Annotated in this window: 20 protein-coding genes; 8 read left to right on the top strand and 12 right to left on the bottom strand. The window is 70.3% G+C overall.

Annotated elements, in window-relative coordinates; all coding sequences use genetic code 11:
* The first annotated feature begins 124 nt into the window (after positions 1-124).
* Positions 125-1,357 (top strand): methyl-accepting chemotaxis protein, encoded by a 1,233-nt coding sequence (locus tag BM228_RS06380; protein WP_092038243.1) that lies wholly within the window; start codon positions 125-127, stop codon positions 1,355-1,357.
* A 3-nt stretch (positions 1,358-1,360) separates the two neighbouring features.
* On the opposite strand, the gene uraD is transcribed toward BM228_RS06380, so the two are convergent.
* The 7 genes from uraD to BM228_RS06345 form a co-directional block, all read right to left on the bottom strand.
* Complete coding sequence (uraD, locus tag BM228_RS06375) at positions 1,361-1,870, bottom strand: 2-oxo-4-hydroxy-4-carboxy-5-ureidoimidazoline decarboxylase (RefSeq protein WP_092038241.1); 510 nt, start codon at positions 1,868-1,870, stop codon at positions 1,361-1,363.
* Between the two features lie 4 nt (positions 1,871-1,874).
* Positions 1,875-2,228, bottom strand: a complete 354-nt coding sequence (uraH, locus tag BM228_RS06370; protein WP_092038239.1) for a hydroxyisourate hydrolase — start codon at positions 2,226-2,228, stop codon at positions 1,875-1,877.
* 28 nt (positions 2,229-2,256) lie between these two features.
* Positions 2,257-2,772, bottom strand: coding sequence for a hydroxyisourate hydrolase (gene uraH, locus BM228_RS06365; RefSeq protein ID WP_092038237.1), 516 nt, complete (start codon positions 2,770-2,772; stop codon positions 2,257-2,259).
* Positions 2,773-2,931: 159 nt separating this feature from the next.
* Positions 2,932-3,228, bottom strand: coding sequence for a DUF2934 domain-containing protein (locus BM228_RS35995; RefSeq protein WP_342030167.1), 297 nt, complete (start codon positions 3,226-3,228; stop codon positions 2,932-2,934).
* On the bottom strand, positions 3,228-3,398 hold the full coding sequence (locus BM228_RS06355) for a DUF3606 domain-containing protein (protein ID WP_092038236.1): 171 nt from the start codon (positions 3,396-3,398) through the stop codon (positions 3,228-3,230). Before BM228_RS06355 ends, BM228_RS35995 begins: the two co-directional genes overlap by 1 nt.
* A gap of 212 nt (positions 3,399-3,610) precedes the next feature.
* On the bottom strand, positions 3,611-3,976 hold the full coding sequence (gene yidD, locus BM228_RS06350) for a membrane protein insertion efficiency factor YidD (protein WP_092038234.1): 366 nt from the start codon (positions 3,974-3,976) through the stop codon (positions 3,611-3,613).
* Positions 3,977-3,982: 6 nt separating this feature from the next.
* Positions 3,983-4,429, bottom strand: coding sequence for an iron-sulfur cluster assembly scaffold protein (locus BM228_RS06345; protein WP_092038343.1), 447 nt, complete (start codon positions 4,427-4,429; stop codon positions 3,983-3,985).
* Between the two features lie 307 nt (positions 4,430-4,736).
* On the opposite strand from BM228_RS06345, the gene folE reads away from it, so the two are divergent.
* The 4 genes from folE to BM228_RS06325 all read left to right on the top strand — a co-directional run bounded on the left by folE (position 4,737) and on the right by BM228_RS06325 (position 8,675).
* Entirely contained in the window at positions 4,737-5,513 is a 777-nt protein-coding gene (gene folE / locus BM228_RS06340) for a GTP cyclohydrolase I FolE (protein ID WP_483128193.1), read from the top strand.
* A 99-nt stretch (positions 5,514-5,612) separates the two neighbouring features.
* The gene (hisI, locus tag BM228_RS06335) at positions 5,613-6,035 is read left to right on the top strand and encodes a phosphoribosyl-AMP cyclohydrolase (protein ID WP_092038230.1); all 423 of its coding nucleotides are present in this window, start codon (positions 5,613-5,615) and stop codon (positions 6,033-6,035) included.
* Entirely contained in the window at positions 6,032-7,015 is a 984-nt protein-coding gene (locus tag BM228_RS06330) for a patatin-like phospholipase family protein (RefSeq protein WP_092038228.1), read from the top strand. Before hisI ends, BM228_RS06330 begins: the two co-directional genes overlap by 4 nt.
* Positions 7,016-7,103: 88 nt before the next feature.
* Positions 7,104-8,675: an alkaline phosphatase D family protein gene (locus BM228_RS06325; protein ID WP_092038226.1), complete on the top strand. Its 1,572-nt coding sequence runs from the start codon at positions 7,104-7,106 to the stop codon at positions 8,673-8,675.
* Positions 8,676-8,700: 25 nt separating this feature from the next.
* Here the strand turns inward: BM228_RS06325 and BM228_RS06320 are convergent, their stop codons facing one another.
* Together BM228_RS06320 and BM228_RS06315 are read right to left on the bottom strand one after the other, a co-directional pair.
* Positions 8,701-9,132 carry a CBS domain-containing protein gene (locus tag BM228_RS06320; RefSeq protein ID WP_092038224.1) on the bottom strand — a complete coding sequence of 144 codons (432 nt, stop codon included), beginning with the start codon at positions 9,130-9,132 and terminating at the stop codon, positions 8,701-8,703.
* A 126-nt stretch (positions 9,133-9,258) separates the two neighbouring features.
* Positions 9,259-10,080, bottom strand: a complete 822-nt coding sequence (locus BM228_RS06315) for a rhomboid family intramembrane serine protease (RefSeq protein ID WP_092038222.1) — start codon at positions 10,078-10,080, stop codon at positions 9,259-9,261.
* A gap of 305 nt (positions 10,081-10,385) precedes the next feature.
* On the opposite strand from BM228_RS06315, the gene BM228_RS06310 reads away from it, so the two are divergent.
* Together BM228_RS06310 and BM228_RS06305 are read left to right on the top strand one after the other, a co-directional pair.
* Positions 10,386-10,985: a PAS domain-containing protein gene (locus tag BM228_RS06310; protein ID WP_092038220.1), complete on the top strand. Its 600-nt coding sequence runs from the start codon at positions 10,386-10,388 to the stop codon at positions 10,983-10,985.
* Positions 10,986-11,214: 229 nt separating this feature from the next.
* Positions 11,215-11,853, top strand: a complete 639-nt coding sequence (locus BM228_RS06305) for a PilZ domain-containing protein (RefSeq protein ID WP_092038218.1) — start codon at positions 11,215-11,217, stop codon at positions 11,851-11,853.
* Between the two features lie 58 nt (positions 11,854-11,911).
* Here the strand turns inward: BM228_RS06305 and BM228_RS06300 are convergent, their stop codons facing one another.
* The 3 genes from BM228_RS06300 to BM228_RS06290 form a co-directional block, all read right to left on the bottom strand.
* Positions 11,912-12,493: an SCO family protein gene (locus BM228_RS06300; RefSeq protein WP_092038216.1), complete on the bottom strand. Its 582-nt coding sequence runs from the start codon at positions 12,491-12,493 to the stop codon at positions 11,912-11,914.
* Between the two features lie 113 nt (positions 12,494-12,606).
* On the bottom strand, positions 12,607-13,110 hold the full coding sequence (locus tag BM228_RS06295; protein ID WP_092038214.1) for a PRC-barrel domain-containing protein: 504 nt from the start codon (positions 13,108-13,110) through the stop codon (positions 12,607-12,609).
* An 81-nt stretch (positions 13,111-13,191) separates the two neighbouring features.
* Positions 13,192-14,169, bottom strand: coding sequence for a LysR family transcriptional regulator (locus tag BM228_RS06290; protein WP_092038212.1), 978 nt, complete (start codon positions 14,167-14,169; stop codon positions 13,192-13,194).
* Between the two features lie 183 nt (positions 14,170-14,352).
* Here BM228_RS06290 and BM228_RS06285 point away from each other — a divergent pair, with 183 nt between their 5' ends.
* Positions 14,353-14,973 (top strand): LysE family translocator, encoded by a 621-nt coding sequence (locus BM228_RS06285; RefSeq protein WP_092038210.1) that lies wholly within the window; start codon positions 14,353-14,355, stop codon positions 14,971-14,973.
* Positions 14,974-14,996 lie beyond the last annotated feature (23 nt).

Below are 14,996 nucleotides of genomic sequence, written 5' to 3'. Positions count from 1 at the left end.
CGGGGGCGTCGGCCGGGAAACGGACGCCCTCGTCCAATTCCAATAAGGGATGGTTATCCTTCATCTTCGGTTGAAGGTTCCGTGCGAATATGGCTCCCGAATCGACCTTCGCAGGAGCCTCCGCATGTTGAGTTTGCGCCGCAAGCGCCCGGCCCTGGATACGGTCGGGACCGCGGCGACGGCCGATGCCCAGATCGCCTCGCCCGTCCCGACCCCCGTGGCCCCGGTTCCGCAGGCCGCGCCCGATCGCGAATTGATGACGCTCCTGGCGCGCCTGTCGGCCGCGGCCTCGGATGCCGGCACCTCGATCGGCTGGATGACGCACGACGCCTCCGGCACCGCCGAGCAGGCCCGGTTGATCGCCGCCGCCAGTGAGGAACTCGCTGCCAGCACCAGCGAGATCGCGGCCCGCTCCTCCTCGGCGGCCGAGACCGCCGAGGCCGCCCGCACCGGCATCGTCACCTGCGTCGACGACCTCCAGCGCGCCAGCGACGGCATGCGCGGGATCGAGCAGGGCACCGAGGAGATCGGCAGCCGGCTCGACAGTTTCTCCGCCGCCGCCCTGAGGATCGAGGAGATGGCTGGGACCATCGCGGCGATCTCGGCCCAGACCAACCTGCTGGCGCTCAACGCGACGATCGAGGCCGCCCGGGCCGGCGAGGCCGGCCGCGGCTTCGCCGTCGTTGCGGCGGAAGTGAAGATGCTCTCCGCACAAACTGCGAAGGCAACCGACGAGATCCGCGCCCGGCTCGGCGGATTACGCGAAGAGATGGCGGCGATGCAGGCGGCCGTCACGCGCAGCCGCAGCGCCGTCGAGACCGGCGCCGCCGCCATGGTGCGCGCCAATGTTCGGGTCGAGGCGGAGAGCGGCGCCGTCGCCACCGTGGCGGCGCAGATGCGCGAAGCCTCCGAGATCATGAGCCAGCAGATCCAGGCCACCGGCGAGATCGCCCGGAGCGTCGGCCGGATCGCCGAGGGCACCGACAAGGGCCGCCGGGAGATCGGCGACGCCCTGGGTCAGCTCGACCGGATCGAGGATCTCGGCCGTACCCTGCTCGACCGGCAGGCCGGGGACGACGCGGCGATGCGGCTCGCCCGCATCCCGGCCGATTGCGCCGCTTGGCGCCGGGCCATGGCGGCGACCCTGGTGGGGATGCGCTCGGTGGACACGCCGCCGGTGGGCATCCCGGCCGATCCGAGCCGGCCGGCCGCCGTGGAATCGGCCCTGACCCGGGCTCGGGAGTTCGCCGCGGCCCTGGCCAAGCACATCCGCGCCCAGGCCTGGGACGAGGCGACCACGGCGTTCACCAGCTTCGAGGCGGCCCTGGTCGAGGCCAAGGCGGCGGCCGCAGCCTGAGGCTCAGTCCGCGACCAGCCCGTCCAGGCGCATGCGGGTGATCTGGGCGATCTCCTCCAGGGCGGTCGCCTCCTCGACGGCCGGGTCGCGGATCAGACGTGCCTCGAAGGCGGCCAAGATCTCGGCCCGGCTCCGCCCGCGTACCGCGATGATGAACGGGAAGCCGAACCGCGCCCGATAGTCTGCGTTCAGCCGGTCGAAGGCCGCGGCTTCCGCTGCCGGGATGCGGTCGAGGCCGGCGCTGCCCTGCTCGTTCGCCGAATCCGCCGTCAGGCTGCGGGCCCGGGCCTCCGGGCCGGCGAGTTCCGGGTGGTTGTTGAGAAAGACCCGGCGCCGCTCCGCCGGGGCGTGCCGCACCGCCCGCATCATCGCGTCGTGGAGAGCGCCGACGCTGGCGAAGGGCCGGTGCGGCCAAGCGGCCTCCGCTACCCAGGGGGCGTGCTCGAACACGCCGCCCAGCAGCGCTACGAAAGCCTGCGCCTCCATCCGGTTGAGTGCGGCGAGATCGGGCACGGCCTCAGCTGCCGCGATAGGTGGTGAAGCTCGCGGGCGCGCACAGCATTGGCACGTGAAAGTGCTGCTTGGCGTCGAAGATCGCGAAGCGCACCACCGGGTCGTCGATGAAGATGTCGGCCTCGTCGGTCCCCGGGCGCTGCCGGAAATAGTCGCCGACGTGGAAGACCAGCTCGTACTGGCCGGTCCTCGCCTCGCTCGCCGGCAGGATCGGCGCGTCGGTGCGCCCGTCCGCGTTGGTGACCACGCTCTTCACCAGCCGCCACGTCTCGCCGTCCAGGACCGAGAAGTCGATGCGCACCCCGGCGGCGGGGCGGCCGCGATCGGTGTCGAGGACATGGGTCGAGATGCCGGCCATGGATCGAGAAATCCCAGTCAGGCTGGGCTCAGCTGCCGCGATAGTAGGAATAGCCCCAGGGCGTGAACAGCACCGGCAGGTGGTAGCGCTGGCGCGCATCGCGGATCTGGAAGCGGATCGGCACGAGGCCCAGAAAGTTCGGGCTCGGGAGCGTCACGCCGAGCGCCGCGAAATACGCCTCGACATGCAGCAGCAGCTCGTAGCGGCCGGGCTTCAGCGCGTCGTCGACCAGGAGCGGTTCGGCCGGGCGGCCATTGGCCTGGGTGGTGACCGTCTTGATCGGCCGATAGACATCGCCGTCGCGGATCGACAGGTCGCAGACCAGACCGGCGCCGGGCGTGCCATGGGCATTGTCGATGGCGTGCAGGGTCAGCCGCGGGCCGAGACCGGCCTGGGAGGTCGGGGCGACGGCGAGCGCTCCGGGCTGAGCGCCGGTGCCGCTCGGCCCCGCCTGGGCCAGTGCGCCGCGTGCGCTCGCCGCGGCAGCCGCGCTTCCGAGGCCGAGCCCGGCGAAGCTCCGGCGGGTCAGAGCGAGAGGATCCACGCCGGGCTCCCGTTCGTTCCGGAGCCTGGAGCGCGCTTCGGCCCTGCAGGGCGGCGAAGCCGGTGTGAAACGGATCTCGGTCTCATCCCGCCCGGCCCTCGCCTGTCGACATGCTCGTGCCGCAGGGTCTCGCAAAGGCCGAGCCAGCCGTCGAGGGTCCTAATGCGTTTCGGGATCGGCGGCCGGGGCAGGCGGCGCCGCGTCGGCCTTCCTGCGGTTGCGCTCCTTGCGCAGTTCCCGCTCGGCCAGCAGCCAGAACTCGATCTCGAACCCTTCGGGCCGGTGGTTGCGCTCCCACAATTCGTAGGCGCGCTCCCGGATCTCCTCGAACGGAATCGCATCCGGCGCGGTCCTGTCCTCGGACCGGTTCGGAGGCGGACGAGGGCCGCTCCCCGGAGCGACGGGCTCCGGGGAGGATCCTAGGTCGGGTTCGGGGTCCGACGCCGTCGTCTTCATCAGGAGACCGGCTTGTCGAGATAGGCGGCGACGCTGGTGATCCGGCTCCCCACCATGGTCACGGCCTTGCGAAGCCGCTCCTCGCTGACGCCGAAGCGCTGGGCCCATTCCTCGCGCATGGCCCGGTCGAAGATGTCGATATGCGTCTTGCCTCTGAACTCGGTGGACATGGTTCGCACACTCTGGATTGGCGCTCAGCCACGGTCGGGCCGGGCTGTCTGGAGGGACAACCGGAATGGGCGTGATCGGTTGCCAGGGCGCGTCCGATCGGGGGGCCCTGCGCAGCCCCGAATGACACGGTGACTTATGGGGCCGTTGCCTGCATCGCGGAGGTTATGAAAAAGACTTTGGGAAGGCGGGGTATTTTTCAGAAAATCTTTCTTCAATCTTGTAACCCGGCCCTGTCCTGAACCGGGCTGAGCTCGGCCGGCGCCTCTCCCACCGCCTCGCAGGCGAAAGGCGACGGCGGGGCCTCGACGCCGCGCCAGCGGGCATAGGTCCAGGGGCGGTACCAGGCGGCGCCCGCCGGCAGACGGTCCGGCACGAGATCGATGCCGTGGGTGCCGAACGGACCGCAGCGGCAGATCCGCGCGAATCCCATCCAGCTCCCCGGCCAGAGCCCGTGCCGGGCGATGGCCTGGTCGGTGTACTCGGAGCAGCTCGGCCAGTGGCGGCACTGGCGGCCGATCAGGCCCGACAGGGTGAGCTGGTAGGCGCGAATCGCCCAATGCGCCGCGCGCCGGACCATCGGGCTCTACGCGGCAGCCTGACGTTTGGCGGCGATCTGGTCGAGGGCGTCGACCACCGCGTCGAAGGTCAGCAGGGTCGAGGCGTGGCGCGCCTTGAAGTCCCGCACCGGTTCCAGGACCGCGAGGTCCGCCCAATCCCCGCCGGGGGCCGGGCCGTTGGCCTTCAGCATCGCCCGCATGGTCTCGCGGACGCCGCGCAGCTCGTCCTCGGTTGCGCCGACCACGTGGCGGCCCATCAGCGACGAGGAGGCCTGCCCGAGGGCGCAGGCCCGGACCTCCTGGGCGAAATCGGCCACCCGGCCGTCCTCGCCGAGCACGAGGTCGACGGTCACGGTGGAGCCGCACAGGCGGGAATGCGCGGTGGCGCTGGCATCGGGCCGTTCCAGGCGCCCCAGAAGCGGGATGTCGGCGGCCAGTTCGAGGATACGGCGGTTATAGATGTCGTCGAGCATCGGGGCCTCAGCCGGGTGCGTCATCCGATCGGCTTTTGCCCATCGGGAGTCTGCCGCGCGACGCGTGCATTGCGTGTTGCCGCGCGAACAATGATATAGGCCGCATACGGTCGCTTCGCGAGGAGGCGGCTCGTCGACCAGGGTCGCGCCCACGGCCAAGGTAGTTCCCAAGGCTCACGTAACCGGGGCGCCGGCTCGAAACCGTTTCGAGCCCGGGATCTCCCTCACAGCCCGACGCGATCCGACGATGTATGCCAAGCCTGATAGCACCACGATGAAGTCCCGTGTGGCGCGGGCCGGAGATGCCATGGATGCCGCGCTTAAATCGCTGTCCTACCGGGGCGAGGGAAACGGTCTGGACCGTGGCGGCCTCGATGGGCGAGATCTGGGACAGAGTCTGACGGGTATGCGCAACGACAACCGACCGGTCGATGACGGCCGCCCCGCTGCGGTCGAGGTCGCGCCGGAGCCCGCCTCCGCCACCCGCGTGCCCGAGGGCATCGAGACCGGCCGCCCGAGCCGCGCCGAGGCCGAGGCCGCGGTGCGCACGCTCCTGCGCTGGGCTGGCGACGATCCGGCCCGCGAGGGCCTGCGCGATACCCCGGCCCGGGTCACAAAGGCCTACGAGCAGCTGTTCGGCGGCTACGACATGGATGCCGAAGCCCTGCTGGCCCGGGTGTTCGAAGAGGTCGAGGGCTACTCGGACATCGTGCTGGTGCGCGACATCCCGTTCTACTCCCATTGCGAGCACCACATGGTGCCGTTCATGGGGCTCGCCCACATCGCCTATTATCCGACCCGCGGCGTCGTCGGGCTCTCGAAGCTCGCCCGCGTGGTCGATACCTTCGCGCGCCGCCTGCAGACGCAGGAGACGATGACCGCCCAGATCACCGACGTGATCGAGAGCATCCTCAAGCCCCGCGGCGTCGCCGTGATGGTGGAGGCCGAGCATCTCTGCATGGCGATGCGCGGCGTTCAGAAGGCCGGCGTCTCGACCATCACCAGCCAGTTCCGCGGCGTGTTCAAGGACGACGCCAACGAGCAGGTTCGCTTCCTCACCCTGGTGCGGGGCGGCACGAAGTAACCGAGGGCTCGACCAGGCCGCCACCGTCACGCGGCTTTCATCGATCAGCCTACACCCACTAGCCTCGACTCAAGCTCCACCGGATCAGCTTCCGCCGCCATGACCGCAAGCGATAGCGCTTTCGCTCCCCCCGGCACCCGGGCCGAGGTCGAGGAAGGTACGGCCTTCACCCCGCGCTTCGACCGGGACGGGCTGGTCGCCTGCATCGCGGTCGACGCCCATGACGGGCGGGTGCTGATGCTCGCCCACATGAACGCCGAATCGCTGGCCCGGACCATCGCCACCGGGGAGGCCTGGTACTGGTCGCGGTCCCGGCAGGAACTCTGGCACAAGGGCGCGACCAGCGGGCAGATCCAACGCGTCGTCGAGATGCGGGTGGATTGCGACCAGGACGCGCTGCTGATCCGCGTGGAGGTCGGCGGCGATGGCGGCTGCTGCCACACCGGCCGCCGGGCCTGCTTCTACCGCCGCGTCGTCCGCGGGGCGGATGGCGCTGTCACCCTGGAGCCGGCCGGGACATGAGCGCGTCCCTTGCCCTGCAATGGCAAGCGTGTCCGGCCGTCCCCCATTTCCTCCCCGGCACCGTCGAGCCGATCCGGCCGCTGCCGAGCGCAGGCCCGCGCATCGGCTTGGCCCTCGGCGGCGGCTCGGCCCGGGGCTGGGCCCATATCGGGGTGATCCGCGCCCTCGAGGAAGGGGGCATCCATCCCACCGTGGTCGCGGGCTGCTCGATCGGCGCCGTGGTCGGCGCCTGCTACGCCGCGGGGCGCCTCGACCGGCTGGAGACCTTCGCCCGTGAGCTGACCCGGCGCCGGGTGGTCCGGCTGATCGATCCGCGCTTTCCCGGTTCCGGGCTGATCGCCGGCAACCGCCTGCGCCAGCGGCTGTTCGCCGATCTCGGCACGCGCCGGATCGAGAGCCTGCCGATCCGCTTCGGCTGCGTCGCCACCGAATTCGGCAGCGGCCTGGAGGTGAGCCTCACCGCGGGCCCGACGGTCGAGGCGGTGCGCGCCTCCTACGCGATTCCCGGCCTGTTCCCACCCGTGACCCACGAGGGCCGCGTGCTGATGGACGGGACCCTGGTCAACCCGGTCCCGGTGGCGCTCGCCCGTTCCCTGGGGGCCGACCTCGTGATCTGTGTGAACCTCAACGGCGATACCGGCGGCCCGGTGGTGCACGAGGTGCCGACGCCGGCCCCGCGCCGCAGCTTCCTCCAGGTGATCCGCGAGCGGCTGCCGGGCTTCGAGCGGCAGGAGCCCGAGATTCCGGTCCCGGGCATCGCCCGGGTGGTGCTCGGCGCCTTCAACATCACCCAGGACCGGATCTCCCGGGCGCGGCTGGAGCGCGACCCGCCGGACGTCGCCATCGGGCCCGATGTCGCCAGCTTCGGCCTGTTCGACTTCCACAAGGCTGCCGAGGGGATTGAGATCGGCTACCGGGCGGCCCGGGCGGCCCTGCCCCGCATCCGTGCCGTCGTGAACGGCGCCGCCGCACGAGCCTAAACCTCCTCGCGATCGGCCTCGCGCCAGGATCGTCACGCGGTTGTCGCGACCGGTTGCGATGGGCCCGCATCGACCTAGAGGGCTTCCAATGTACGCGAGCCGCCGCCAGATCCTTCTCTCCGGAGGCGCCAGCCTCGTCGGCATGGCCACCGGTCTGGCCCGTCCCGGCCTGAGCCGGGCCGCCGACCGGCCGCTCCTCAGCCACGGCCTCCAATCCGGCGATGTCGGCACCGATTCGGCGGTGGTCTGGGCGCGGTCCGACCGGCCGGCGCGGGCGATCATCGAGTGGGCCACCACCGAGAGTTTTTCCGAGATCCGCGGCGGGGTCTTCGCGGACGCGCTGCCCGAGAGCGACGGCACCGTGAAGGTGGCGCTGACCGGCCTGCCCCCGGGCCAGGACGTGTTCTACCGGGTCCGGCTCCAGGATGTCGCGGCCCCCACCATCGTCGGCCCCGCGCAGGTCGGCCGGTTCCGCACCGCGCCGGCGGACAGGCGCTCGGTCTCGTTCTGCTGGTCGGGCGACACGGTCGGCCAGGGCTGGGGCATCGACGAGGCCCGCGGCGGCATGACGATCTACTCCGCGATCCTCAAGAACCGGCCGGACTTCTTCATCCATTCCGGCGACACGATCTATGCCGACGGGCCGATCCAGGCCGAGGTGAAGCTCCCGGACGGCAGCCTCTGGCGCAACCGCGTCACCGAGGAGGTGTCGAAGCCCGCCGAAACGCTCGCCGAGTTCCGCGGCCGCCACAAGTACAACCTCACCGACCGGAACGTGCTGGCGATGAACGCCTCGGTGCCGATCCTGGCGCAGTGGGACGACCACGAGGTCACCAATAACTGGTGGCCGGGCGAGCCGCTCACCCGGGCCGAGCACCTGAAGAAGAAATACGCCGACCCGAACGTGCTCTCGATGCAGTTGCGCGCGGCCCGCGCCTTCCATGAATACATGCCGATGCGCTTCGAGCCGGCCGAGCCCGGCCGGGTCTACCGCAAGATCGCCTACGGCCCGCTGGTCGACGTGTTCATGCTCGACATGCGCTCCTACCGGGGCCCGAACGGCGAGAACCGGCAGACCGCATACGGCCCCGACGCGTATTTCCTCGGGCCGCAGCAGATCGCGTGGCTGAAGCGGGCGCTCACCGAATCGCGCGCGACCTGGAAGGTGATCGCCGCCGACATGCCGCTGGGCCTCGTGGTGACCTACGACGTCGACCGGGATTTCGGCTCGGAGGCAGTGGCGCAGGGCGACGGGCCGCCACTGGGGCGCGAGCTGGAGATCGCCGACCTGCTGCGGTTCATCAAGCAGGCCAAGATCCGCAACACGGTCTGGCTGACGGCGGACGTGCACTACACGGCCGCCCACTACTACGATCCCAACAAGGCGCAGTTCCAGGATTTCGACCCGTTCTGGGAGTTCGTCTCCGGGCCGCTCCACGCCGGCACCTACGGCCCCAACGCCCTGGACAACACGTTCGGGCCGCAGCTGCGCTACGTGAAGGCCCCCGACAAGGGCCAGGTGAACCTCTCCCCGGCCGCCGGATACCAGTTCTTCGGCCACGTGGCGGTGGACGGGGCCACCGAGCAGATGACCGTCACCCTCAAGGACGCGGCCGATACCGACCTCTGGCACGTCACCCTCGACCCCGCGAAGGCGTGAGGGCGACGCCCGGCCGGCGCAGGGCCTACGCCATGGTGATGTAGTCGCGCAGGGCCTGGTGCTCGGCCACCACGGTGGCGATGCGGCGCGCCACCACGTCGCCGATCGAGACCAGGCCGATGAGGCGGCCGTCCTCGCAGACCGGGACGTGGCGGAAGCGCCCTTCGGTCATCAGGCCCATCACCTCCTCGATGGTGCTGCTGCGGCCGCAGGTCGTGACCTGGGTGGTCATGTGGTCCGAGACCGGGGCGTCGAAGGTCGCGCCCCCGTGGCGGGCCAGCGCCCGCATGATGTCGCGCTCGGAGATGATGCCGGCCACCGAGCCGTCGGGATGGGCGACCACGAGCGCACCGATCCGCTTCTCGGCCAGGATCTGGATCACCTCTTCGAGGGTCTTGTCGGGGCTCACGGTGACGACGGAGCTACCCTTCTCGGCGAGGATGCGTGCGACGGTCATGGCTCTCTCCCTGTGACGCGGTGCATGCGCCGTCAGCCGCGGCGCCTTTTACGCTGTCGTCCGGGTAGGCCCCGGCTCGTTCACATTATGGCGAGTGTGTGACCGAACCGCCGCGTTGGCAAGGTGCTAGCCTCGCGCCGCCTCGCGCCGATCCAGGAGCGGGAACAACAGGAAGCCCGCGATGAAACCGCCGAGATGCGCGTCCCACGCGATGGCGGCGTTCTCGCCCACCAGCGGCACGCTCACGAGGCCGAACAGCAGGTTGGTGGCGAGCCAGATCGCCAGGAAGGCCACCGCCGTCCGGTTGCGCAGAAGCTCGGGGATCGTCTCGACCGGACGGTGCGGCGGCAATTGCCAGGGCGGCCCGGCATAGCCGGAGACGGGCGGCTGGAACACGAAGCGGGCGGCGGCCGCCATCAGGGCCGAGATCCCCGCCGAGGCGCCGACCAGGGGCCCCGCGCTCAGGGGGTCGATCAGCACGTGCAGCACGCCGCCGGCCACCGTCCCGGCCAGCCCAAGCAGAACGTAGCGCCAGGCGCCGCAGCGCCGGGCCACCGGCGACCCGAAGGCGGCCAGCCAGACGCTGTTGAAGATCACGTGCGTCCAGGAGCCGTGCAGCAGGGCGTAGGTGCCCAGCGTCCAGGGCTGCAGCGCGTGCTCGGAGGTGATGTAGCGGGCAAACGCCTCGCGGGCGGCCTCCATGTCCGGGTCGCCGCTGCCAGCGGCGGCCTGGATCACCTCGGCGGCCTTGCCGGGATCGAACCATACCGTCCAGCGGGCGGGCACCAGCGCGAGGTCGAGGACGACCCGGATGTCGAGGGTGTCCGGCAGCAGGAACTCGCGCACCGCCTGGATCGCCATCAGCAATCCGATCGAGAGCGTCACCACCCCCGGCATGTTGAACACGGGCACGCGGCTCTGGCGCGGGAATTCGGGGGAGGCGTCCATCCCGGCACCATGTCGGGGCCAAGGGGGATCGGGCAAGTCCCGGCGACGTAGTGTAGCTTTTTCGTGTGATGTTCGGGTGCCGTCGTGCTGTCGAGAGCGTCCGAACACCGCTCCGGTCCCGGCGCCGCCAGGACTGCGCCACGCATCCAAATTCGCGCCCGTCTCAATCCCAAAAAAATCCCGCGCTGGGCGGCACGCCGCATGCGCCCGGAAGCCTGAAATCGCCCCGGATCGCCGGCCCCTCCCCCGCGGATGTGCCAGATTGATCCGGGGACGGACAACAGGCGTATCGATCCGGGACTCCGATGAAACATCCCACGAGCCGCATGCTCCATGCCTATTGGGAGCGCCTGCGCGGTGAGCGCGCCGCGCCCGAGCGCGCCGAGATCGAGCCGGGCGAGATCCGGCATCTGCTGGCCGACAGCCTGATCCTGGAACTCGACATGGCCACGCGCTCGGCCACCGTCCGGCTCGCCGGCACGCGGGTCTGCGCCCTCTACGGCCGGGAGTTGAAGGGCGCGACCTTCGCCAGCCTCTGGGGCTCGGAGGCGCCCGACCCGTGGCGCATCGTCGACATCGTGGCGAGCGATACCCTGGGCGTGGTGGCGGGCCTGCGCGGCCTGAACACGGCCGGCGAGGCGGTGGATCTGGAACTGCTGCTCCTGCCCCTGCGCCATCGCGGGCGCATGCAGGTCCGGGCGCTCGGGACCCTAAGCCTCGAGACCACGCCGCATTGGATCGGCCTGCGCCCGCTCGTGGAGGCGGAAACCACCTCCCTGCGCATCCTGCCCGGCCGCCGGGTGGAGGCAGCCCCGCCGGCACGGGCAGCGATCCGGGGACCGGCCGGTTTTCCCGGCCCGGTGCGCCGGGGGCACCTGCTCGTCCATGCCGGCGGCCGGGTCTAAAACCGTGCGACAAAATTTGAATTCGAAATATTCAACATCGATTTTGTCATCATATATCGTATGCACTGAGCACAAATAAGAGGCTGTACAGGCCACTCCGACTCCCAAGACCGCGCAGGACAGAAAAATCCGTCCCGCGGCGGATATTGCTGAGTCGGAGAGAAGGCTTTCGTAACAGTCCGCGTCTAGCCTGCGATGACGATTGTCGCGGCGCGGAGCCCATCTCAATATGATCGCGGTCGACGCCACCGCCGGAACGGATGCGGGCCGCGCGGTCAGCCGCGGGCGCGACGCGGCCGACCAACGCCGCCACCAGCGCGTGCGGGTCGCGGTCCTCGGCCGCTACATGCTGGCCGACCGCCGGGAATATCCCTGCCAGACCGTGGACATGTCGCCGGGCGGCGTCCGGCTGACCTGCGCGGTTGTGGGCGAGGTCGGCGAGCGGGTGGTGCTCTACCTGGAGCATATCGGCCGGATCGAGGGCGTCATCGTCCGGCACAGCGCGGGCGGCTTCGCGGTCCAGCTCAACGCCACGCCGCGCAAGCGGGACAAGATCGCCTCCCAGCTGACCTGGCTCGCCAACCGGGAGATTCTGGGCCTGCCCGAGGGACGCTCCCACGAGCGCCTGGTGCCGACCCAGACCGCGGTGACCCTGCGGGTCGAGAGCGGGCGGGAGATCCAGGCCCGGCTCATCGACATCTCGATGTCGGGCGTGGCGGTCGCCTGTTCGGCAAAGCTGTCCCTCGGAGCGGCCGTGACGGTGGGCAGCACGCCTGGGCGGCTCGTCCGCTACTTCGAGGGTGGCTTCGGCGTGCAGTTCCTGCTGCCGCTCTCCCCCGACCGCTTCCATGCCGGGATGACGCTGTAGAGCATCGTCCCGAACGGTGGCCGCCGGCTTTCGGAACAAGACGATGCGCTAGGGCCGCTCAGATCTTCTTCGCCAACTGGGCCGCGGTCTCCTCGGCCGGGCGCGAGACGTCCAGGGCGCCGAGGAAGCGGTTCTGCGCGTCCATCACGTAGACGATCGCGGTGTGCTCCATCGTGTAGTCGCCATCCTTGCCGGGCACCTTGCGGGCATAGGCTCGGTACGCCTTCTCGGTGGCGACGATCTGCTCCGGGCTGCCGGTGAGCCCGGTGATGCGCGGATCGAAGCTCGACAGGTAGGTCTTCAGGCTCGCCGGGTCGTCGCGCTCCGGATCCACGGTGACGAAGGCGACCCGCATGCGCGCAGCCTTCGGCCCCAGGGCGGCGAGCACGTCCGAGACCTGCTGGAGCGTCGTCGGGCACACGTCCGGGCAATGGGTGAAGCCGAAGAACACGAGGTGCGGCGCCCCCGTGAAATCGCGCTCGGTGACGGTGCGCCCGTCCTGGTCGATCAGCGTGAACGGGCCGCCGACGCCCGGCACGCCCACCGGCGCCCGGTCCGGCATGAACGCGAACACCGCCGCCCCGGTCAGGCCGACGAGACCGAGGCAGAAGGCGAGGAGCGGGATCAGGGCGCGGCGCATCTTTTTTCGACTCCGACCTCCGTGCAGCGGCTGGCACAGCACGGAACGGCGCGCGAAGGCAAGCCGGCTCGGCTCGGACCCGAAGTCAGGGCTTGGAAGTCAGGGCTTGGATGTCAGGGCTTGGCAGCGGGCTCCCCGACGGGCGGGGCGGCCGCGGCGCCCTTCGGCGGCTCCTTGCCGAGGTAGATGTATTCCGGCGCGGCCTTCAGCTGGTCCTTGGTGGTGTCGATGCGGGCCTGGAGCGTCTTGTCGTCGGTCCGGTCGAGCTTCATCACCGACGGGTCGACGGCGACGTACTTCGAGCCGATGCCGAGGAAGCCGCCGACGCCGATGATCCAGGCCTTCACGCTGCCCTTCTGGTCGAGGACGAAGTCGGCGATCTGCCCGATCGTGTCGTTGGCCGCGTTGGTGACGTTAGCGCCGATCAGCTTGCTGGCGACCATGTCGTCGGGGGTCTGGGCCACGAAGGTCGGGCGCAGGTTGTCGGCCATGGTGGCCGGCTGGCCGGGGACCGGCGCCGCGGGCGCGCCGGCGTTCGGGGTTGGGCTGGCGGTCTGCGCCCCGGCGGTTGCGAGGCTGGCCAGCAGGAGGGCCGAGGCGAGGAGCGGAGTGCGCATCGGGTAGGACTTTCGGACGGAGAACCGCGAACAGGGTGGCGCGGCCTTAAGGCTCTGGCGCAGCGTAAGTTCCGCCGATTCTTACCGCGTACCGTGGATTGCCCGCCCCTTTGCCGGCTGAGCGACCGCGGCCTGGGACTCGCCGAGTGACGGCATCGCGGCCGCGAGGGTCGCGTTCATGCGGGCGGAGAGCCAGTCCACGAAGCGGGTCGCCCGCGCGTCATCCGCGATCGGATGTGCCGAGAGGGCGACGTATTGGGTCCCGTCCGGCCAGAAGCCGTGCGGACTGCACAGGCGCCGGGCCGCCACGTCCCGTTCGACCATGTGGATCGACGCAAGGGCGACCCCCTGCCCGGCCAGGGCCGCCTCGATGGCGAGGTAGAAATGCTCGTAGGTCCGGTCCGCGGTGCAGGCGATCGCCGGGCGGTTCAGGCGCGTCCAGGCCGTCCAGGCATCGGGCCGGCTGCGTGTGTGGAGCGCCGGAAGCGGGAACTGGCCCGTCTCCGCCTCGAACCCGGCGAGTGCCTCCGGCGCGCAGACCGGCCCCATCGCCTCGTCGCAGATCACCCGGGCATGGAGCGCGCCGTCGATCGGAAAATCGTTCCGGCGAATGGCGAGGTCGACATGGTCGCGCCGGACATCGATGCGCCCGCCGGCCGCCAGCACCCGCACCTCGATACCGGTGTCCTGCTGGAACGCGCCGAGGCTCGGGATCAGGAATTTCAGGCACAGGGTCGGCTCACAGGAGACGACCAGGGGCTGCGCGGAGCCCTTGGTGCGGAAGTCGGCGAGGGCGTCTTCGAGGGCGCCGAAGATGCTCTGGAGCCGGGCGGCCAGCGCGCGGCCCCGCTCCGTCAGGAACACACCCCGATTGCGGCGCACGAACAGCGCCTCGCCGAGATCCGCCTCGAGGTTCTTGATCTGCTTGCTGACGGCGCCGTGGGTGACGTGCAGCTCCTCCGCGGCCCGGGTCAGGCTCCCATGCCGGGCGGCCGATTCGAACACCCGGAGCGCGCCGAGTTGCGGCAGGCGTTCGCGTAGGGGGTGCGGGGCTTTCATTCGGTGAGTTTTCCTCACGGATCTCGGTGAGAGCAACGCGATTTTTTCGATCCGAGGCCTGTGCTTCCATGCACTGGACCGCGGCGTCCCGAAGCAGCCGCCTCATCTCGACACCAGCGACATCGCGCACCGGCGCGTCGGCGACGACGCGCGGCCGGGTTCGCCAGCCTTGAGGAATTCACCATGGAGCAGGCCGCCCTGATCGTTCCCGTCGTCTGGCTGGCCGTGCTGAGCCCCGGCGCCGATTTCGCCATGGTGTCGCGCAACAGCTGTCTCTACGGCCGGCAGGCGGGCTTGGCCGTCAGCACCGGGATCGCATTCGCGTGCTGGTTCCACGTCGCCTACGCCATCGTCGGGCTCGCGCTGATCGAGCGCACGGTCCCCCACGCCTTCGGCCTCATCCGGATCCTGGGCGCCGCCTACCTCATCGTCATGGGCGTCTCGATGGTCCTGCGCCGCCGGGTGGCCGAGCCGGAGGCGGCCGGACCGCCCGCCGCCTTCAGCGCGCGGGGCGTCGTCACCGGCCTGCTCACCAACGGGCTCAATCCCAAAACCTCGCTCTTCGTGATCAGCATCTACAGCCAGGCTTTGGGCCCGGACGCCTCACTGCACCGGCAGGTCGCCTGGGGCCTGTTCATATCCCTGTCCCATCTGGCGTGGTTCGCCCTGGTCTCGTCGTATCTCTCGAAGTCGGGCGTCCGCGATTACGTCCTGCGCCGCCAGATCCTGTTCAACCGCGCGATCGGCGTCATCCTCACGCTGTTCGGGACGATGCTCCTGTCCATCGACCAGCCGGGGCCGTAGTCCGGATCATGAGCGGGGGGCTT

The sequence above is a fragment of the Methylobacterium pseudosasicola genome, from assembly GCF_900114535.1.
Lineage (GTDB): Bacteria > Pseudomonadota > Alphaproteobacteria > Rhizobiales > Beijerinckiaceae > Methylobacterium > Methylobacterium pseudosasicola.
The sequence above is the reverse complement of the archived record's forward strand: the minus strand, read 5'-3'. Positions and strand labels throughout refer to the sequence as shown.